Here is a 22,935-nt window from a genome sequence, read left to right on the forward strand (position 1 = left end):
CTGGTGAACGAGGACAAGCTCCGGGACTACCTGAAGTGGGTTACGACCGACCTTGCCGAGACCCGGCAACGCCTCCAGGAGCTGGAGGAGGGGGAGCGGGAGCCCATCGCGATCGTGGCGATGGGCTGCCGGTTCCCGGGCGGCGTCACCTCGCCGGAGGAGCTTTGGGACCTCGTCGACGGCGGGACCGACGCGATGTCGGCGTTCCCGGCCGACCGTGGCTGGGAAGTCAGCGACGGCGACTATGCCCGCACCGGTGGCTTCATCGACACCGCCACCACGTTCGACCCGGCGTTCTTCGGGATCAGCCCGCGTGAAGCCCTGGCCACCGACCCGCAGCAGCGGCTGCTGCTCGAAGTGTCGTGGGAGGTCTTCGAACGCGCCGGGATCGACCCGGGTTCACTGGCCGGGACGTCCGCGGGCGTCTTCGTCGGCTCGACGCCGTCCGGATACGGCGTGGGCAGCGACACCGGCGAGGTCGCCGGGCACCTGCTCACCGGCAACGCGGGCAGCGTCCTGTCCGGCCGGCTCGCCTACAGCTACGGCCTGGAAGGGCCCGCGGTCACCGTCGACACGGCGTGCTCGTCGGCGCTGGTCGCCCTGCACCTCGCTTGCCAGGCGCTGCGCAAGCGGGAGTGCTCGCTCGCGCTGGCCGGCGGCGCGACGGTCATGTCGACCCCGGCCGTCTTCCTGGAGTTCGCCCGCCAGGGCGGGCTCGCCGGTGACGGCCGCTGCAAGCCGTTCGCCGAGGCCGCCGACGGCACCGGCTGGGGCGAGGGCGTCGGCCTGCTGCTGCTCGAGCGCCTGTCCGACGCGCGGCGCCGCAACCACCCCGTGCTCGCCGTGGTCGAGGGCTCGGCCGTCAACTCCGACGGCGCGTCCAACGGCCTGACCGCCCCGAACGGCCCGTCGCAGCAGCGCGTGATCCGCGCGGCGCTGGCCGCCGCCGGTCTTTCGCCCGCCGACATCGACGTCGTCGAGGCGCACGGCACCGGCACCACGCTGGGCGACCCGATCGAAGCCCAGGCGCTGCTGGCCACCTACGGGCAGAACCGCCCGGCGGACCGGCCGCTGCGGGTGGGCGCGGTGAAGTCCAACATCGGGCACACCCAGGCCGCCTCCGGCGCGGCCGGCGTCATCAAGATGGTCCTGGCCCTGCGGCACGGGCACCTGCCGCACACCCTGCACCTGGACGAGCCGTCGTCCCACGTGGACTGGACCGCCGGGTCGGTCGAGCTGCTGGGCGCACCGATGCCGTGGCCGGAGCGCGACGCGCCCCGCCGCGCCGGCGTGTCCGCGTTCGGCGTCAGCGGCACCAACGCCCACGTCCTCCTCTCCGAACCGCCCGCGGCCGAAGCGACCGAAGAAGTCCCGGCTTCGGCCAGTCCGTGGCCGTTCCTGGTCTCCGCACGCGGCACGGCCGCTCTGCGTGAGCAGGCCGTGAGCCTCCGGTCCGTCGCGGAGGAAGCGAACCTGGCCGACCTCGCCTGGTCGCTGGACACCGGCCGGGCGGCCCTGGACGACCGCGCGGTCGTCTTGGCCGACAGCCGGGACGAGCTGCTGCGCGGCCTCGACGCCCTCGCCGCGGACGGCGTCGCACCGGGCCTGGTGCGCGGCGCGATCCGGCCGGGGAAGCTGGCCTTCCTCTTCACCGGCCAGGGTTCCCAGCGCGCCGGCATGGGTAGCGAGCTGGCCGCGCGGTTCCCGGTCTTCGCCGCCGCCTTCGACGAGGTGTGCGCGGAGTTCGACCGCCACCTCGACCGTCCACTGCGGACGGTGATCACCTCGGGCGAGCACCTCGACGAGACGGCGTACACCCAGCCCGCGCTGTTCGCGGTCGAGGTCGCGCTGTACCGGCTGGCCGAGTCCTGGGGCTACACCCCGGACTACCTGGTGGGTCACTCCATCGGCGAGCTGGTCGCGGCGCACCTGGCCGGGGTCCTTTCGCTGGCCGACGCGTGCACGCTCGTCGCCGCTCGTGGCCGCCTCATGCAGGCGCTGCCCACCGGTGGCGCCATGGTCGCCGTCCAGGCGACCGAAGACGAAGTCGAGCTGGTCGACGGGCTGTCGATCGCGGCCGTCAACGGGCCGTCGTCGGTCGTGCTCTCCGGGGACGAGGACGTCGTGCTGGCCGCGGCGGAGCACTTCGCCGGGCTCGGCCGCAAGACCAAGCGCCTCGACGTCTCGCACGCGTTCCACTCCGCCCGCATGGACGGGATGCTCGACGGGTTCCGCCAGGTCCTCGGAGGTCTCACCTTTCACCCGCCGAAGATCGCGGTCGTCTCCAACGTCACCGGCACCCTCGCCGACAGGCTGACCTCGCCCGACTATTGGGTTTCGCATGTCCGCGAGGCCGTGCGGTTCGCCGACGGCGTCGGCTGGCTGAGCGAAGCCGGCGTGACCGGATTCCTCGAGCTCGGCCCCGACGGCGCGCTGGCCGCGCTCGCCCAGGACTGCCTGCCCGCCGGTGCGGCCGTGGCCGCGCTCCTGCGCCGGGACCGCCCGGAGGCACCGGCCGCCTTGACCGGTCTGGCCCGGATGCACGTGGCCGGCCACGGACCCGACTGGTCGGCCGTGCTGGGCGGCGGCCGCCGCCTCGAACTGCCGACGTACCGCTTCCAGCGGCAGCGCTACTGGCTGGAACCCTCGGTCACCACCGCGACCGGCGACGACGCGTTCTGGTCCGCGGTGGACTCCGGGTCGCTCGCCGAGGTGCTGGACCTGCCGGAAGACGCGATCAGCGAGCTGCTGCCCGCGCTGTCGGCCTACCGCGCGAAGCGGCAAGAGAAGTCCACTGTGGACGCCTGGCGCTACGGCATCGGCTGGCTGCCGGTGTCGCCGTCGTCGAAACCGCTTTCCGGCACCTGGCTGGCCGTCGTCCCCGCGGACTTCACCTCGCCGGTGCTCGACGCACTGGTGGGCCGCGGGTTCATCCCCGTCACGCTCGACCGGCTCGCCGAACACTCCGATGTGGACGGCGTGCTTTCCTTGCTGGCCTGGGACACCGAAGCCTTGCTGCGCACGATCGAGCTGATCCGCGCGGGCGTCGAAGCGCCGCTGTGGATCGCCACGCAGGGCGCCGTCTCCACCGGACAGTCCGACCCGCTGAGCGCCGCCGGCCAAGCCCCGCTGTGGGGCCTCGGCCGCGTCGCCGCGCTGGAGTACCCGCAGCGCTGGGGCGGTCTGGTCGACCTGCCCGGCGAGCTGGACGACCGCGCCCTCGACCGGCTGACGGCCGTCCTGACCTCGGCCGAGGACCAGGTGGCGCTGCGCGCGTCCGGCGTCTTCGGCCGCCGGCTGAAGCGGACCACCGGCCCGGCTGCCGAGCCGTGGTCGCCCGCCGGGACCGTGCTGATCACCGGCGGCACCGGCGCGCTGGGCGCGGTCGTCGCACGCACCCTCGCCGAGGCCGGCGCCGAACACCTCGTGCTGGCCGGCCGCCGGGGGCTCGACGCCCCGGGTGCGACGGCGCTGCGAGACGAGCTGACCGCGCTCGGCACCCGGATCACCATCTCCGCCTGCGACGTCGCCGACCGCGACGCCGTGGCCGCACTCCTGGAGCCGCTGCCCGACCTCGACGCCGTCATCCACACCGCCGGCGTCCTCGACGACGCCGTGCTCGACGGCGTCACCGCCGAGCAGCTCGACACCGTGTTCCGGCCCAAGGTCGACGCCGCCCGCCACCTCGACGAGCTGACCCGCGACCGCGCCCTGTCCGCGTTCGTGCTGTTCTCGTCGTTCGCGGGCAGCCTCGGCGCGGTCGGGCAGGCCGCCTACGCCGCGGCCAACGCCGGGCTCGACGCGCTGGCCGAACAGCGCCGCGCTGCCGGGCTGCCCGCCACCTCCGTGGCCTGGGGCCCGTGGGGCGGCAGCGGCATGGCGGCCGACGACCTGGTCGCCGACCGGATGCGCCGGGGCGGCGTGCCGCCGATGGCCCCGCGCCTGGCCGTCGCCGCCCTGCGCCGCGCGATCGGCGGCGGCGAAGCGAACCCCATCGTCGCCGACGTGGACTGGGCGAAGTTCGTGCCCGGGTTCACCACCACCCGCCCCAGCCCGCTGCTCGGCGACCTGCCCGAGGCGCGGGACGCGATGCACGCTCCCGAAGAGCAGCCCCTGGTCGCACGGCTGGCCGAGCTGTCCACAGAGGACCAGCAGCTGCTCCTGCTCGACGTCGTCCGCACCCAGGCCGCCGCCGTGCTCGCCTACCCCGGACCGGAGGCGGTCGAGCCCGAGCGGGCGTTCAAGGACCTCGGCGTCGACTCGCTGACCGCCGTCGAGCTGCGCAACGGCCTCGGCGCCGCGACCGGGCGCCCGCTGCCCGCGACGCTGGTGTTCGACTACCCGACCCCGGCCGCCGTCGCCACCTACCTGCGCGAGGAGCTGGCCGGTTCCGTCGCGACGCCGGTCGTCACGCGGCCCGCCGCGGCCGTCGAGGACGAGCCGCTCGCCATCGTGTCGATGGCCTGCCGCCTCCCGGGCGGCGTGCGGTCCCCCGAAGACCTGTGGGACCTGCTCGCCGGCGGCCGCGACGCCGTCGGCACCTTCCCCGAGGACCGCGGCTGGCCCCTGGCCGAGCTGTACCACCCGGACCGCGGGCACGAGGGCACCAGCTACACGCGCCACGGCGGCTTCCTCGACGGCGTCACCGAGTTCGACGCCGGCTTCTTCGGGATCTCGCCGCGCGAGGCCCTCGCCATGGACCCGCAGCAGCGGCTGCTGCTGGAGACCTCGTGGGAGACGTTCGAGCGCGCGGGCATCGACCCGTCGTCGCTGCGCGGCTCCCAGGTCGGCGTCTACATCGGAACGAACGGCCAGGACTACGCGGCACTGCTGCGCGAATCCGGTGAGGGCAGCTCGGAAGGGCACGCCGGGACCGGGAACGCCGGTTCGGTCGTCTCCGGCCGGATCTCCTACGTGCTGGGCCTGGAAGGTCCCGCCGTCACGGTGGACACCGCGTGCTCGTCGTCGCTGGTCGCGCTGCACTGGGCCGCGCAGTCGCTGCGCTCGGGCGAGTCCTCGATGGCGCTGGTCGGCGGCGTGACCGTGATGACGACGCCGGGCGCGTTCCTGGAGTTCAGCAAGCAGGGCGGGCTGGCCGAAGACGGCCGGTGCAAGGCGTTCGCCGACGGCGCGGACGGCACAGGCTGGGGCGAAGGCGTCGGCCTCATCCTCGTGGAGCGGCTGTCGGACGCGCGCCGCAACGGACACCCCGTGCTGGCGCTCGTGCGCGGCTCCGCGGTCAACCAGGACGGCGCGTCGAACGGGCTGACGGCCCCGAACGGTCCTTCGCAGCAGCGGGTGATCCGGGCGGCGCTGGCGAACGCGGGTCTCGAACCGTCCGATGTGGACGCCGTCGAGGCGCACGGCACCGGCACGACGCTGGGTGACCCGATCGAAGCGCAGGCGTTGCTGGCCACCTACGGCCGGGAGCGCGAACAGCCGCTGTGGCTGGGTTCGCTGAAGTCCAACATCGGGCACACGCAGGCGGCGGCGGGCGTCGCCGGGATCATCAAGATGGTCCTCTCCCTGGGCCACGGCCTGCTGCCGAAGACGTTGCACGTCGACCAGCCGTCGCGGCACATCGACTGGGACAGCGGCGCGGTGGCGCTGCTGACCGAGGCGCGGTCCTGGCCGGAGCACGACGGCCCGCGCCGCGCGGGCGTGTCGTCGTTCGGCGTCAGCGGCACGAACGCCCACGTCATCCTCGAAGGCGTTCCCGCCGTCGAGACTCCGACGGCCCAAGGCGGTCTCGTGCCGTGGGTCCTGTCCGGACGGTCCGAGGCCGCGCTGCGCGACGCTGCCCGCGACCTGCTGCGACTGCGGGACAACGACATCGCGGACGTGGCCTCCGGCCTGGCCGGGCGTGCCGCGTTCGAGCACCGGGCCGTCGTGCTCGGCGCGGACTTCGCCGAGCTGACGACCGGCCTGGAAGCCCTCGCGGCCGGTGGGCCGGCGGCGAACCTGGTCCGGGGCACGCAGAGCGCCGGGAAGTCGGCATTCCTGTTCTCCGGTCAGGGTTCGCAGCGCGCCGGGATGGGCGCGGAGCTGTACGAGCGCTTCCCGGTGTTCGCGGACGCTTTCGACGCGGTCTGCGCGCTGGTGGACTCTTCTTTGGATCGGCCGCTGCGGGAGGTCGTCTTCGGCGACGCTTCGGCGCTCGACGAGACCGGGTACACCCAGCCCGCGTTGTTCGCGGTCGAGGTGGCACTGTTCCGGCTGCTGGAGTCCTGGGGCGTCCGGCCGGACTACGTCGCCGGGCATTCGATCGGCGAGCTGGCCGCCGCGCACGTCGCTGGTGTGCTGTCCCTTGAGGACGCCTGCAAGCTGGTGGCGGCTCGGGCGGGTCTGATGCAGGCGCTGCCCGAGGGCGGCGCGATGCTCGCCGTGCAGGCCACCGAGGACGAGGTCGCCGCCGTGCTGGGCGACGGCGCGGGCTTCGCGGCGATCAACGGTCCTCAAGCGACGGTCGTGTCCGGTGCGGTCGGCGCCGTCGAGGCCGTTGAACGGCACTTCGCCGGGCTGGGCCGGAAGGTCCGGCGGCTCACGGTGTCGCACGCGTTCCACTCGGCGCTGATGGACCCGATGCTGGACGAGTTCGCGGCCGTCGCCGACGGGCTGACCTTCCACGCGCCGAAGATCCCGATCGTGTCCACGGTGTCCGGTCGGCTGGCCGGGGACGAGATCCTGACGCCGGTCTACTGGGTGCGCCAGGTCCGCGAGCCGGTGCGGTTCGCCGATGCGGTCGCCGCGCTGAGCGGGCTGGGCGTCACCGGGTCCGTCGAACTGGGCCCGGACGGGGTGCTCACCGCGCTGGCGCAGGACACCCTGCCCGCGACGGCGACGGCGACGTTGCGGAAGGACCGGCCGGAGGAGCGGACGCTGCTCGCGGCGCTGGCCCACCTCCACGTCTCCGGGCACGTTCCGGACTGGGCCGCGATCCTGCGTCCGGCGTCGTTCGTCGTGCTGCCCACCTATCCCTTCCAGCGCGAGCGTTTCTGGCCGCGCACACCCGAGGCAATCACTACTCCGGCGAACGTGGTCGACGGCGAGTTCTGGTCGGCGGTCGAAAGCGCGGACCTGTCCGCGCTCGCCTCGACCCTGGACGTCGCCGAGGCCGAGCTGGCGGGCCTCGAAACCGCCCTGCCGCTGCTCGCTCGCTGGCACGGCGACCGGGCCGACCTGTCCACTGTGGACAACTGGCGGTATACGGTGAACTGGCGTCCGCTGACGCCGGCCGAAGGAAAGCCCGGCACCTGGCTGCTGGTGCTCCCGGAGCGCGGCGTCGAGCCGGACTCCCTCGTGGCGCTGACCGCGGGCCTCGACTGCGTCCCGGTGCGGGTCGCCGACCTGGCCGGCATCGACGGTGACTTCGCCGGCGTGCTGTCGCTGCTCGCCCTCGACGAGCGTCCCGCGCCGGACGCGCCGGAGATCACGATCGGCCTCGCCGCGACCCTGGAACTCGTGCAGACGCTCGGCGACGGCGCACCGCTGTGGTGCGCCACCTCGGGCGCGGTCTCCGTCGGCCGCGCCGACGCGGTCCGCAGCGCGACGCAGGCGGCGTTCTGGGGCTTCGGCCGCACCGCCGCCCTCGAACACGCCGACCGCTGGGGCGGCCTGGTCGATCTGCCCGCCACCCTCGACGACCGCGTGGTCGCCCGGCTGGGGAGTGTCCTCGGCGGAGCCGAGGACCAGGTCGCCGTTCGCGACTCCGCGGTCTTCGCCGCGCGCCTCGAACGCGCACCCGCCACGACGTCCGGCCCGGCTTGGCGGCCGACCGGGACCGTGCTGGTCACCGGCGGGACCGGGGCGCTCGGCGCCGAGGTCGCCCGCTGGCTGGCCCGCGGCGGCGCCGACCACCTCGTGCTGACCAGCCGCCGCGGCCTCGACGCCGCCGGCGCGCCCGAACTGCGGGACGAGCTGACCGAGCTGGGCGTCACCGTGACCATCGCGGCCTGCGACGTCACCGACTGCGAAGCCGTCGCCGCGCTCATCGACGGCATCGACGGGCTGCGCGCCGTCGTGCACGCCGCCGGAGTCGCCCAGTCCGCGCCTCTTTCCGGACTCGGCGTGGCCGAGTTCGCCGGGTTCACCGCCGCGAAGCTCGCCGGCGCCGCGAACCTCGACGCCGTCCTCGGCGACCGTGACCTCGACGCGTTCGTGCTGTTCTCGTCCATCGCGGGCGTCTGGGGCAGCGGCGGCCAAAGTGCCTACGCGGCCGCGAACGCCTACCTCGACGGCCTCGCCCGCCGGCGCCGCGCGGCCGGGCTGGCCGCGACTTCGGTGGCCTGGGGCCCCTGGGCAGGCGGCGGCATGCTGGCCGAGGAGGGCGCGGAAGACCACCTGCGCCGTCGCGGCCTCCGGCCCCTCGACCCGCAGCTGGCGATCACCGCCCTGCGTCAGGCCCTGGAAACCGGCGACACCGCCGTGACCGTGGCCGACGTCGACTGGGCGCGGTTCGCACCCGGGTTCACGTCGGTCCGGGCCAGCGCCCTGCTCGGCGACCTGCCCGAGGTCCGCGACGCGCTCGACGTCCCGGTCGACGACGCCCCGCTGCGGGAGCTGTCCGCCGGCGAGGTGCTGGAGCTCGTCCAGGCCGAGGCCGCGGCCGCCCTCGGGCACGCCGACCCGCGCGACGTCGCCGTCGACCGGCCCTTCCGCGACCTGGGCTTCGACTCGCTGACCGCCGTCGAGCTGCGCAACCGCCTGAGCACCGTCACCGGGCTGAAGCTGCCGTCGACGCTCGTCTTCGACCACCCGTCGGCCACCGTCCTCGCGGACTTCCTGACCGGTGAGCTGTTCGGCACCGACACCGTCGCCGCCCCGGCGCAGCGCGAGCAGGACGTCGACGAGCCGATCGCGATCGTCGGCATGAGCTGCCGCCTGCCCGGCGGGATCACCTCGCCGGAAGAGCTCTGGCGGCTGCTGGCCGACGGCGGCGACGCCATTTCGGCCTGGCCCGAAGACCGCGGCTGGGACGTCGAGGGCCTCTACGACCCCGACCCCGACGCCGAGGGCAAGAGCTACTCCCGCGACGGCGGCTTCCTGACCGGCGCGGGCGAGTTCGACGCGGCCTTCTTCGAGATGAGCCCGCGCGAGGCGCTGGCCACCGACCCGCAGCAGCGGCTGCTGCTCGAGAGCTCCTGGGAGGCCCTGGAACGGGCCGGCATCGACCCGCGGTCGCTGGCCGGGAGCGCGTCCGGCGTGTTCGTCGGCGCGGGCGTCTCGGGCTACGCCGCCGGCCTGCGCGAGGCCCCCGAAGGCCTGGGCGGGCACCTGCTCACCGGCAATGCCGGCAGTGTCCTTTCCGGACGGATCGCCTACCACCTCGGCGTCGAAGGCCCGGCCGTCACGCTGGACACCGCGTGCTCGTCCTCGCTGGTCGCGCTGCACCTCGCCGCCCGGTCCCTGCGCTCGGGCGAGTGCTCGCTGGCGCTGGCCGGCGGCGTCGCGGTGATGGCCAACCCCGCCGCGTTCGTCGAGTTCAGCCGGCAGCGCGGCCTCGCGCCGGACGGCCGCTGCAAGGCGTTCTCCGACGGGGCCGACGGCACCGGCTGGTCCGAAGGCGTCGGCATGCTCGTGCTGGAACGGCTTTCCGATGCGCAGCGGCGCGGGCACACCGTGCTCGCCGTGGTGCGCGGTTCCGCGGTGAACTCCGATGGCGCGTCCAACGGCTTGACCGCCCCGAACGGCCCGTCGCAGCAGCGGGTGATCCGCGCCGCGCTCGCCGACGCCGGCCTAGAACCGTCCGATGTGGACGCCGTCGAAGGCCACGGCACGGGCACCCGGCTCGGCGACCCGATCGAAGCGCACGCCCTGCTGAACACTTACGGCCGCGACCGCGAGCGTCCGCTCCTGCTCGGTTCGCTGAAGTCCAACCTCGGGCACACCCAGGCCGCGGCCGGGGTCGCCGGGGTGATCAAGATGGTGCTTTCCCTCCAAGGTGGACTGCTCCCGAAGACCCTGCACGCCGAGCAGCCTTCGTCCGAAGTGGACTGGACGGCGGGCAGCGTCTCGCTGCTCACCGAAGCGATGCCGTGGCCGGCCGACGAGCGTCCGCGCCGGGCCGGGGTGTCGGCGTTCGGCGTCAGCGGCACCAACGCGCACGTCATCATCGAAGAGGCGCCCGCGACCGCTCCCGAGCTGCCGCGGCCGCGCCGCACCGGGCTCGTCCCGCTGGCGTTGTCCGGCCGGTCGGAGGCGGCGCTGCGGGCGCAGGCCGCGCGGCTGCTCGCTCTCCCGGAGAGCGACCCGGCCGACCTGGCCTGGTCGCTGGCGACGACCCGCTCGGCGTTCGAGCACCGCGCCGTCGTGCTCGCGGAAGATGACGCAGAACTGCGGGCCGGGCTCACGGCGCTGGCCGAGGGCGGCAAGTCCGCCGCGGTGGTGCGCGGGACGTCCGCGCCCGGCCGCACGGCGTTCCTGTTCACCGGGCAGGGCGCGCAGCGGATCGGCATGGGCCGCGAGCTGTACCGCGAGTTCCCGGTGTTCGCCACGGCGTTCGACGCGGTGTGCGCGCACTTCGACGCCGACCTGGACCGGCCGCTGCGCGGCGTCATCGACGCCGGCGAGCTGCTGGACCGGACCGAATACACCCAGCCCGCGCTGTTCGCGGTCGAGGTGGCGCTGTACCGGCTCCTCGAAGACTGGGGCGTGCGTCCCGACTTCGTCGGCGGCCACTCCATCGGCGAGCTCGCCGCCGCGCACGTCGCGGGGGTGCTGTCCCTCGAGGACGCGTGCACGCTCGTCGCCGCCCGCGCGCGCTTGATGCAGGCCCTGCCCGAGGGCGGGGCGATGGTGGCCGTCGCGGCCACGGAGGACGAGGTCACGCCGCTGCTGACCGACCGCGTGTCGCTGGCTGCCGTCAACGGGCCGTCGTCGGTCGTGCTCTCCGGCGACGAGGACGCCGTGCTCGCGGTGGCTGACGTGTTCGCCGAGCGCGGGGTGAAGACCCGGCGCCTGCGGGTGAGCCACGCGTTCCACTCCGCCCGGATGGACGGCATGCTCGCCGGGTTCCGCGCGGTCGCGGCGGGGCTGACCTACCACGAGCCGGTCGTGCCGGTGCTGTCGAACGTCACCGGCTCGCTCGCTTCGGCGGCCGAGCTGGGCGACCCGGAGTACTGGGTCCGGCAGGTCCGCGCGACGGTCCGGTTCGCCGACGGCGTCCGCACGCTGGCCGGGCGCGGGGTGACCCGGTTCCTCGAGCTGGGCCCGGCGGGGATCCTCTCCGCGATGGTCGCCGAGTGCTCGGACGACGACGTGGTCGCCGTGCCGGCACTGCGGGCCGATCGTCCCGAGGTCCGCACTTTGTTCTCCTCGCTCGCCGCGGTGCAGGTCGGTGGCGGCGGGGTGGACTGGGCTCAGGTGCTGCGCGACGGCGTCCGGGTCGAGCTGCCCACCTACGCCTTCCAGCGCGAGCGGTACTGGCTGGAGGTGCCGGACGTCGACGGCGACCCCGCGTCGCTCGGGCAGACCGGTGCGTCGCACGGCCTGCTGAGTGCGGCCGTGGACCTGGCCGGCGAGGACGGCGTCGTGCTCACCGGGCTTTTGTCGGCCGAGGGTTCGCCGTGGCTGGCCGAGCACCGCGTCGACGGGGAGATCCTGTTCCCCGGCGCGGGTTTCGTGGAGCTGGCGCTGCGCGCGGCCGACGAGACCGGCTGCGACCAGGTCGAAGAGCTGGTCCTGGAGAGCCCGCTGGTCCTGCCCGAGCGCGGCGGCGTGCCGGTGCAGGTCCGCGTCGAGGCCCCGGACGGCGCCGGCCGGCGCGCGTTCGGCATCCACACCCGCGGCGACGGCTGGGTCCGGCACGCCACCGGGTTCCTGGCGACCGGCCTGTCCACTTCGGACGATCTGACGAAGTGGCCGCCGTCCGGTGCGGTGGCGGTCGAAGACTTCTACACCCAGCGCGCGGCGGCCGGGTTCGCTTACGGGCCGACGTTCCAGGGCCTGCGGGCGGCGTACCGCTCGGGCGGCGACGTGTTCGCCGAGGTCGCCCTGCCGGCGGGGACTTCCGCCGACGACTGGGGCGTGCACCCGGCGCTGCTCGACGCGGCCCTGCACGCGCTGGCCTTCGCCGACCTGCCGGACATGCTGCCGTTCTCGTGGTCGGGCGTCAGCCTGCACGCGACCGGCGCGACCGAGCTGCGAGTCCGCTTGCGCCGGGTGGGCAGCACGGTCCAGCTGACCCTGGCGGACCCGACGGGCCGGATCGTCGCGACGGCCGACGCGGTGGTCCTGCGCCCGGCGACCCGCCGCGCGGCCACCACGCACCACCGCGTGGAGTGGATCGCGGGTGCCGCCGGCCCGCGCGTCGACCTCTCGCGCGCCGCCGGGCTCGGGGACCTCGGCGGTCTCGGCCTGGACAGCCTCCCCACCTACCAGGAGTTCGCCGAACTCGCGGCCGCCGGTGCCGTGCCCGAGGTCGTGTTCGCCTCCTGCCGGCCCGAGGACACCGATGACCTCACCTGGGCCGTCTGGGCTTCGGCGCAGCGTGCCCTCGCGCTCGCCGAATCCTGGCTGGCCGACCCGCGGTTCGCCGGTTCGCGGCTCGTCTTCGTCACCCGCGGCGCGGTCGCCGTGCGCGATGGCGAAATTCCCGACGTTGTGGAAGCCGCCGTCTGGGGTGCTGTCGAGCCGCTGCTCACCGCACACCCCGGCCGGTTCGCCCTCGTCGACGGCGCCGCCGTCGAGCCCGGTGCGGATCGGCTCGCTTTCCGTGACGGTGTTGGCTACGAGCCCCGGACCACCGCGGTCACGCCGGACGCCTGGAAGCCCGAAGGGACCGTGCTGCTCACCGGGGCGTCCGGCGAACTGGGCGCCGCCGTCGCGCGGCACCTCGTCGAGGACCGGGGCGTCCAGCGGCTCGTCGTGCTCGGTTCGGAACCCCTGCGGGAAGGGGACTTCATCGCCTGTGACCCCGCCGACCGGTACGAACTGGCGCGAGCGCTCCGGGACGTCCCGGACGTCACCACCGCCGTCCACATCGGACTCGGCGAGGGCGCGGCCGAGCTGCGCGACCGCGCGGACATCGCCTTCAACCTCGCCGAGCTGGGCGTCGAGCTCGTGGTCCTGACCGCCGCGGGCGGCGACGGCCTGGTCGCGGCGCAGACCGCGGTGCTCGAAGCCGTCGCGCGCAGTGCGCTCGCCTGCCGTCCCGGTGAGACGTTCGACCTGCTGGGTACGAGGGGTGCGCTCCGCACCGTCGAGAAGGCGACGGCGAAGGAGCCGGTCAAGACCCGCCGCGTGGTCGCCCAGGTGGCCGACGCGGGCAACGCGCTGCACCAGAAGCTCGCCCGGCTGCCCGAAACCGACCGGCACCGGGCCCTGCTCGACATCGTCCGCACCGAGGCCGCGCTGGTCCTCGGCCACTCCGGACCGGAGTCGGTCGGCGCCGACCGGGCGTTCAAGGAGCTGGGCGTCGACTCGCTGACCGCCGTCCAGCTGCGCAACGCGCTCACCACCGCGACCGGCCTGCGCCTGCCCGCGACCTCCGTCTTCGACCACCCGACCCCGGTCGCGCTGGCGAAGGCGCTGCACGCCGAGCTGTTCGGCGAGGAAGAAGAGACCGCCGAGGTCGTCACCCGGGTCGACGAGCCGATCGCGATCGTCGGCATGGCGTGCCGCTACCCCGGCGGCATCGCCGACCCCGACGACCTCTGGCGGCTGGTCGCCGAGGGCGGCGACGCGATTTCGCCGTTCCCCACCGACCGCGGCTGGGACCTCGAGGCGCTCTACGACAGCGACCCCGACGCGCCGGGCACCTGCTACGCCCGTGAGGGCGGCTTCCTGCACGACGCGAGCGCGTTCGACCCCGGCTTCTTCGGGATCAGCCCGCGCGAGGCCGTCGCGATGGACCCGCAGCACCGCCTGCTGCTGGAAGTGTCCTGGGAGTCGCTGGAACGCGCCGGGATCGATCCGGCGACGCTGCGCGGCAGCCGCACCGGCGTCTTCGCCGGCATCACCTACCAGGACTACGGCGGCCTCCTCGGCGCCGCGACCGACAGCTTCGAGGGCTTCCTCGGCACCGGCAACTCGCCGAGCGTGCTGTCGGGCCGCGTCGCCTACACCTTCGGCCTGGAAGGGCCCGCGGTCTCGATCGACACCGCGTGCTCGTCGTCGCTGGTGGCCATCCACTGGGCCTGCCAGTCGCTGCGGGAGAGCGACTGCACGCTGGCGCTCGCCGGCGGCGTGACCGTCATGTCCACGCCGGTCTCGCTGGTGGAGTTCAGCCGCCAGCGGGCGCTGGCCGCGGACGGGCGCAGCAAGCCGTTCTCGGCCGACGCCGACGGCGCGAGCTGGGCCGAGGGCGCCGGGATGCTGCTGCTGGAGCGGCTTTCCGACGCCGAGCGCAACGGCCACCGCGTGCTCGCGGTGATCAAGGGCTCCGCGATCAACTCCGACGGCGCGTCGAACGGCCTCACCGCCCCGAACGGGCCGTCGCAGCAGCGGGTGATCCGCCGGGCGCTGGCCAACGCGCGGCTGACGCCGTCCGATGTGGACGTCGTCGAGGCGCACGGCACGGGCACGAAGCTCGGCGACCCGATCGAGGCCCAGGCCATCATCGCCACCTACGGTCGCGAGCGGCCCGAAGGCCGGCCGGTGCACCTGGGTTCGTTCAAGTCCAACGTCGGGCACGCGCAGGCGGCCTCCGGCGTCGGCGGCGTAATCAAGATGGTCCAGGCCATCCGCCACGGCCTGCTGCCGAAGACGCTGCACGCCGAGGTCCCGTCACCGCACGTCGACTGGGAGGCGGGCGACGTCAGCCTGCTCACCGAAACGCTGCCGTGGATTGCCGAAGGTCCGCGCCGAGCCGGTGTTTCCTCGTTCGGCATGAGCGGCACGAACGCGCACGTGATCCTGGAACAGTTCTCCGAAGAGGTCGCGCAACGGCCTGAGCGTGCGACGCCCGTCGCGGTGCCGCTGCTGCTGTCCGGGCGGACCGCCGACGCGCTGCTGCAGCAGGCTGAGCGGCTCGCCAGTGTCTTGGCCACGGAAGACATCGCGGATGTCGCGTCGTCGCTGGCCAGCACGCGGTCGGCCTTTGAACACCGGGCCGTCGTCGTCGGTGCCGACCGGGACGCGCTGCTGGCAGGCCTGACCGATCCCGCCGTGCGCGGGGTCGCCGGTACGCCGGGCAAGACCGTGTTCGTCTTCCCCGGCCAGGGTTCGCAGTGGGTCGGCATGGCCCTTGAACTCGCCGAAGCCGCGCCGGTGTTCGCCGACCGGCTCGCCGAGTGCGCCACCGCGCTCGAACCGTTCGTGGACTGGCAGCTGACCGACGTCCTGGGAGATGCGGAAGCCCTGAAGAGGGTCGACGTCGTGCAGCCGGTCTGCTGGGCCGTCATGGTGTCGCTCGCCGCGCTGTGGGAGTCCTTCGGCGTCCGGCCCGATGCCGTGATCGGACACTCCCAGGGCGAGATCGCCGCGGCCTGCGTGTCCGGCGGGCTCTCGCTGGAAGACGGCGCGCGCGTCGTCGCGCTGCGGAGCCAGGTGATCCGGACGTCGCTGGCGGGCCGGGGCGCGATGGCGTCGGTGGCCCTGCCGGCCGAAGCCGTCGAACTGCTGCTCACCGAATACCCCGGCCTGTCCGTGGCCGCGCTGAACGGCACCGCCGCAGTGACCGTCTCCGGCGAGCCGGACCAGGTCGACGCGCTGGTGGCCCGCTGCGCCGCCGACGGCGTCCGGGCCCGCAAGGTCCAGGTCGACTACGCGTCGCACTCGGCGCACGTCGAGGCGATCGAGGCCGAGCTGCTCGACGTCCTGGCTCCGGTCTCGCCGGAACCGGCGCGGATCCCGTTCTACTCGACCGTCACCGGCGACTGGCTCGACACCACCGAGCTGACCGCCGCCTACTGGTACCGGAACCTGCGGCAGCGCGTGCTGTTCGCGCCCGCCACCGTGGCGCTCGGCGAGCAGGGCTTCGGCGTGTTCGTCGAGTCCAGCGCGCACCCCGTGCTGGGCACCGCGATCGCCGGGACCCTCGACGACGTCGTCGTCACCGGTTCGCTGCGCCGCGACGAGGGCGGGCTCGCCCGCTTCCTCACCTCGGCTGGCGAACTGTGGGCGCGCGGGGCCGAAGTGGACTTCTCGCCGGTCCTCGCCGGTGGGTCCACTGTGGATTTGCCGACTTATCCGTTCCAGCGCGCACGGTACTGGCCGACGCTGCCCGGCCCGGGCGACGTCGCCGCGGCTTCCGACGCGGCCGACGCCGGGTTCTGGTCGGCCGTCGAACGCGACGACGCCGGTGAACTGGGCAAGACGCTCGGGCTGGACGCGTCGGCCGTCGAAGGCCTCCTGCCCGCACTGGCGGCCTATCGCAGGCACCGCCGAGAAGAATCCACAGTGGACAACTGGCGGTACCGCGTCGGCTGGCAGCCGGTCACCGTCGACGTCTCGCCGCGCCTCCAGGGCACCTGGCTCGTCGTGCGCCGCCCGGATGACGAGACCAGGTTGCCGCTGGACCGCTTCGGTGCGGAAACCATCACCGTCGACGCCGAAGTCGGCATCGACCGCGCCGCCCTCGCCGAGCGGATCGGGGACGTCGAACCGGCCGGGATCCTGTCGCTGCTGGGCACCGACGAGTCCTACCGCGGGCTCGTCGACACGCTCACCTTGATCCAAGCCCTCGGTGACCTCGAAGCTCCCTTGTGGACGCTCACCCGGGGTGCCGTGTCGACCGGCAAGGCCGACGCGCTGCGCAACCCGGCGCAGGCCCCGGTGTGGGGTCTCGGCCGCGTCGCCGCCCTCGAACACCCCGGTCGCTGGGGTGGTCTGCTCGACCTGCCCGCAGACCTCGACGAGCGCGCGTTCGCCCGCGTGGTCGCCGCGCTCACCGGGGACGAAGACCAGGTCGCCGTCCGGGCGTCCGGGGTCTTCGCCCGCCGGCTCCTGCGGTCTCCGCTCGGCTCGGCGACCCCGGACCGCGCCTGGACGCCGGAAGGGACCGTCCTGGTCACCGGCGGTACCGGTGGCCTGGGCGCGAAGGTCGCCCGTTGGCTGGCCGGCCGCGGCGCCGAGCGGCTGGTGCTGACCAGCCGTCGTGGCGCGGACGCCCCGGGTGCGGCCGAGCTGTGCGAAGAACTCGCCGGACTCGGTGTCGAGGCGACCGTCGTGGCCTGCGACGTCTCCGATCGCGACGCCTTGACCGCGCTCGTGGCCGAGTACCCGCCGAACGCCGTCGTCCACGCCGCCGGTGTGCTCGACGACGGCGTGCTGTCCTCGCTCACTCCCGACCGCCTCGCGAGTGTGCTCAAGCCCAAGGCACTCGCCGCGTTCCACCTGCACGAGCTGACCAAGGACCTCGACCTGTCGGCGTTCGTTTCCTTCGCCTCCACCGCGGGTGTCTGGGGCGGGCCCGGCCAGGGCAACTACGCCGCCGCCAACGCCTACCTCGACGCGCTCGCCGAACACCGGCGCTCGCTCGGGCTGGCCGCGACGTCGATCTCCTGGGGCCCGTGGGCCGACACCGGGATGGCCGACGCCACCGCCGTCGCCGAACGGCAGCGACTGGGTGGCATCCACGCGCTCGACCCCGAACTGGCGATCTCGGCGCTGCAGCAGGCCCTCGACCACGGCGAGACCACCCTCACCGTGGCGGGCGTCGACTGGGCGCGGTACGTGCCGTCGTTCACCGCCGTCCGGCCGAGCCCGCTGCTGCTCGGCATCCCCGAGGCACGCGCCGCGATCGAGGCCGCGGGGGAGAAGACCCAGAGCGTCGGGCTGACCGAGCGTGACGTGCTCGAGTTCGTCCGGACCCAGGTCGCCGGAGTGCTCGGCTACGCCGGACCGGCCGACGTCGAGCCGAACCGGGCGTTCACCGACCTCGGGTTCGATTCGCTGACCGCCGTCGACCTGCGCAACCGGCTCAGCGCCGCGACCGGGCTCAAGCTGCCCGCGACGCTGATCTTCGACTACCCGACCACCACCGCCCTGGTCACGCACCTCAAGGGCGAACTGGGCGAACCGGCCGAGACGACGTCCACAGTGGACATCGCGCCGCGGACCGTCGAGGACGACCCGATCGCCATCGTCTCGATGGCGTGCCGGTTCCCCGGCGGCGTGCGCTCGCCGGAGGACCTGTGGGCGCTGCTCTCCGGCGGCGCGGACGCGATCACCGACTTCCCCGACGACCGCGGCTGGGACCTCGACGCGCTCTACGACCCGGACCCCGACCACCAGGGCACGTCCTACACCCGCCGTGGCGGCTTCCTCGACGGCGCGAGCCGGTTCGACGCCGCGTTCTTCGGCATCAACCCGCGCGAAGCCCTGGCCATGGACCCGCAGCAGCGCCTGCTGCTCGAGACCGCCTGGGAAGCCATCGAACGCGCCGGGATCGACGCGGCGTCGTTGCGCGGCGGCCCGGTCGGCGTCTTCGCCGGCTCCAACGGGCAGGACTACACCCCGCTGCTCGCGCTCGGCGACGACGAGGGCGTCGAGGGCTACACAATGACCGGCAACGCGGGATCCGTGGTGTCCGGCCGGATCTCCTACGCGCTCGGCCTCGAAGGCCCGGCCGTCACGGTCGACACGGCCTGCTCGTCCTCGCTGGTCGCGGTGCACCTCGCCGCCCGGGCGCTGCGGTCGGGGGAGTGCTCGCTCGCGCTGGCCGGCGGTGTCACGATCATGTCGACTCCCTCCGGATTCATCCAGTTCAGCCGCCAGCGCGGCCTCGCGCTCGACGGCCGCTGCAAGGCGTTCTCCGACGACGCCGACGGCACCGGCTGGGGCGAGGGCGCCGGCATGGTGCTCCTCGAACGGCTGTCCGACGCGCGCCGCAACGGGCACCCGGTGCTCGCGCTGGTGCGCGGCTCGGCGGTCAACCAGGACGGCGCGTCGAACGGCCTGACCGCCCCGAACGGACCGTCGCAGCAGCGGGTCATCCGCGCTGCGCTGGCCGACGCGGGTCTCGCGCCGTCCGAAGTGGACGCTGTCGAGGCGCACGGCACCGGCACGGTGCTGGGCGACCCGATCGAGGCGCAGGCTGTGCTCGCCACCTACGGGCAGGACCGCGACCGGCCGCTGTGGCTCGGCTCGGTCAAGTCCAACATCGGGCACACCCAGGCCGCCGCCGGCGCGGCCGGGATCATGAAGATGGTCCTGTCCCTGCACCACGACCTGCTGCCGAAGACGCTGCACGCGGCTACTCCGTCGTCCCATGTGGACTGGAGCACCGGCGACGTCCGGCTGCTGTCCGACGCCGTCGCGTGGTCGCCCAACGGGCACCCGCGCCGCGCCGGGATCTCGTCGTTCGGCGTGAGCGGCACCAACGCCCACGTGATCGTCGAGCAGGCTCCCGAAGAGTCCCCGGCGGCCGAACCGACGTGGTCCGGCCCGGTGCCGTGGGTCCTTTCCGGACGGTCCGAAGCCGCGCTGCGGGCCCAGGCCGCCCAGCTGGCCGGCCGCATCGCCGGGGAGCGACCGGCCGACGTCGGCTGGTCGTTGGCCACCGGCCGCTCGGCGTTCGAGCACCGCGCGGTGGTGATCGGCACCGAGACCGAAGAGCTGCTGCGGGGTCTGCGCGACCTCGCCGACGGACCTCTCCCCGGTCCGGCGGCTGAAGGCCGGATCGGCTTCCTCTTCACCGGGCAGGGCGCGCAGCGGCTCGGCATGGGCCGTGAACTGTACGACGCGCACCCCGTGTACGCCGAAGCGTTCGACGCGGCGTGCGCGCACTTCGACACCGAGCTGGACCGGCCGTTGCGGGACGTCGTCTTCGGCGACGAAGACCTGCTCAACGAGACCGGCTACACCCAGCCCGCGCTGTTCGCGGTCGAGGTGGCGCTGTTCCGCCTGCTGGAGTCGTGGGGCGTGCGGCCGGAGTACCTGGCCGGGCATTCGATCGGCGAACTGGCCGCCGCGCACGTCGCCGGCGTGTTCTCCCTCGCCGACGCGTGCCGGCTGGTCGCCGCGCGTGGCCGGCTGATGCAGGCGCTGCCTCGCGGAGGCGGGATGCTGGCGGTGTCGGCCACCGAAGACGAGGTCACGCCGCTGCTCACGGACACGGTGAGCATCGCCGCGATCAACGGGCCGACGTCCATTGTGGTCTCCGGCGACGACCTCGACGGGATCGAGCAGCACTTCACCGCGCTGGGCCGCAAGACCAAGCGGCTCACGGTGTCGCACGCGTTCCACTCGCCGTTGATGGACCCGATGCTGGCCGAGTTCGCGAAGGTGGCCGAGCAGGTCACCTTCACCGAGCCGAGCCTGCCGATCGTGTCCACGGTGACCGGTGCGGTCATGTCCGTGCTGACGCCGGAGTACTGGGTCGGCCAGGTGCGCGCGGCGGTGCGGTTCGCCGACGCCGTCACGACCCTGCACGGCCTGGGCGTCAACCGGTTCGTCGAGATCGGGCCGGACGCCGTCCTCGCACCGATGGTCGACGCGGCCGTCGTGGTGCCCACCCTGCGCAAGGGCCGCGACGAGCGGGTCACCGTGCTGGCCGCCGTCGGCGAACTGCACGTCCACGGCCAGAGTCCCGAGTGGACCGCAGTGTTCGCCGGGACGGCTGCCCAGCGCGTCGAACTGCCGACGTACGCGTTCCAGTACCAGCGTTTCTGGCCGCACCTGTCCGGCATGCCGCTGGGCGACGTCGCCGCCGCCGGCCTCACCGCGGTCGACCACCCGCTCCTGGGCGCGGCGGTCTCCGTGGCCGGGGCCGACGAGGTGCTGTTCACCAGCCGGCTCGCGCTGTCCACCCACCCGTGGCTGGCCGGGCACGAGGTCATGGGCCAGGTGCTCCTCCCGGGCACCGCGTTCCTGGAGCTGGCGGTCCGTGCCGCGGACCAGGCCGGCTGCGCCCGGGTGGAGGAGCTGACCCTGGCCGCGCCGCTGGTGCTGCCCGAACGCGGCGGCGTCCAGCTGCAGTGTTCGGTGGGAACCCCCGGCGAAGACGGGACACGGGCCTTCACCGCGCACTCGCGGGTCGAAGGCACCGACGAGTGGGTCCTGCACGCCACCGGCCTGCTCGCCGTCGAAGCCGGGAACCCCGGCGAACCGCTGTCCGAGTGGCCGCCCGCGAAGGCGGAACCCCTTGCCGTGGAGGACTTCTACGACACCTACGCGGCGGGTGGGTTCGCCTACGGAGACGCCTTCCGCGGCCTGACCGCCGCCTGGCGGTCCGGCGACGACGTGTACGCCGAGATCGCGTTGCCCGAATCGGCCCGCGCCGACGCGCGCCGCTTCGGACTGCACCCGGCCCTGCTCGACGCCGCGCTGCAGGCCCTGCTCTACCTGCCCCTGGAAGGGTCCGGGCAGAGCCGGCTCCCGTTCTCCTGGTCGGGCGTCACCCTGCACGCGTCCGGCGCGAGCGCCCTGCGTGTCCGGCTCAGCCTGGCCGGACCGGACGCGCTGGCGCTCACCATCGCCGACCACGCGGGCCACCCGGTCGCCACCGTGGACTCACTCGCGATGCGCCGGGTCTCGGCGGAGATGCTCGCCACGGCGGAGCCCAGCGGGCTGCGCGACTCGCTGTTCCAGGTGGACTGGGTCCCCCTGGACACCGGGTCCGAACCGGACACCGGGTCCTGGGCCGTGCTCGGCCCGGACCAGCACAAGCTCGGCGTCCAGCTCGGCACGTCCGGCCCGCTCGCGTCCCATGTGGACATCGACGCGCTGGTGGCCGCGATCACCGGCGGCGCCACGTCGCCCGAGGTCGTCTTCGCCCCGCTCGCCCCCGCCGGCCGGACGGCGGACCTGCCGGGCTCGGTCCGCGCGGCCACCGGGCTGGCGCTCGCCACCGTGCAGCGCTGGCTGGCCGAAGACGCCCTGGAAGGCGCGAAGCTCGTGTTCGTCACCTCCGGCGCGGTCGCCCACCGCGGCGAGGTCACCGACCTGGCCAACGCCGGGGTCTGGGGCCTGGTCCGCTCGGCCCAGGCCGAGAACCCGGGCCGGTTCCAGCTGGTGGACGTCGACGGCAAGGAAGCGTCCTACGGCGCGGTCCCGGCCGCACTCGCCGCCGGCGAACCGCAGGTGTCCGTGCGCGACGGCGAGCCGCACGCGGCCCGGCTGGTCCGCGCCGAAGCCGCCGGAGGCGTGCTCAGCGCGCCGAAGGACGGGCACTGGCGGCTCGACATCGTCGACAAGGGCATCCTGGAGAACCTCACCCTGCTGCCGTGCCCGGAGGTCGCCGGACCGCTGCCGGACGGGCACGTGCGGATCGCCGTCCGCGCGGCGGGCGTGAACTTCCGCGACGTCCTCAACGCGCTCGGCATGTACCCCGGCGAGGCCGGGGCGATGGGCCTGGAAGGCGCGGGCGTCGTCACCGAAGTCGGCCCCGGGGTCACCGGGCTCGCCGTCGGCGACCGGGTGCTCGGCATGTTCCCCGGCGCGTTCGGGCCGCTGGCCGTCGCCGACCAGCGGCTCGTCGCCCGCGTCCCGGACGGCTGGTCGTTCGCCGAGGCGGCGTCCGTGCCGATCGTGTTCCTCACCGCCTACTACGCGCTGGTCGACCTCGGCCGCGTCCAGGCGGGGGAGACCGTGCTGGTCCACGCGGCCGCCGGCGGCGTCGGCATGGCGGCGGTCCAGCTCGCGAAGCACCTCGGCGCCGACGTGTTCGGCACCGCCGGCGCCGGCAAGTGGGACGCGCTGCGCGAGCACGGCCTCGCCGATGACCGGATCGCCTCCTCGCGCACCCTGGACTTCGAGGACCGCTTCCTCGCGGCCACCGAAGGCCGGGGCGTCGACGTCGTGCTCGATTCGCTGGCCGGGGAATTCGTGGACGCGTCGCTGCGGCTGCTGCCGCGGGGCGGCCGGTTCCTGGAGATGGGCAAGACCGACGTTCGACTCCCCGCCGACGTCGCCGCGGCCCACCCGGGTGTCGCCTACCAGGCGTTCGACCTCATCGAGGCCGGGCCCGACCGGATCGCCGAGATGCTGCGGGAGATCCTCGGCCTGCTCGGCCGGGGCGTGCTGCGGCCGGTGCCGGTCACCGCCTGGGACGTC

The 22,935-nt window shown here is 74.2% G+C and carries 1 protein-coding gene (cut by a window edge); it reads left to right on the plus strand.

Annotated features, from left to right (window positions below; all coding sequences use genetic code 11):
- Nucleotides 1–22,935: the 5' portion of a type I polyketide synthase gene (locus AB0C38_RS15465; RefSeq protein ID WP_360672674.1), read on the plus strand. The gene runs 1,383 nt beyond the window's last position; only the first 22,935 of its 24,318 coding nucleotides appear in the window; its start codon is at nt 1–3; its stop codon lies beyond the right edge, outside the window.

It is taken from the genome of Amycolatopsis sp. NPDC048633 (assembly GCF_040650695.1).
Classification (GTDB): domain Bacteria; phylum Actinomycetota; class Actinomycetes; order Mycobacteriales; family Pseudonocardiaceae; genus Amycolatopsis.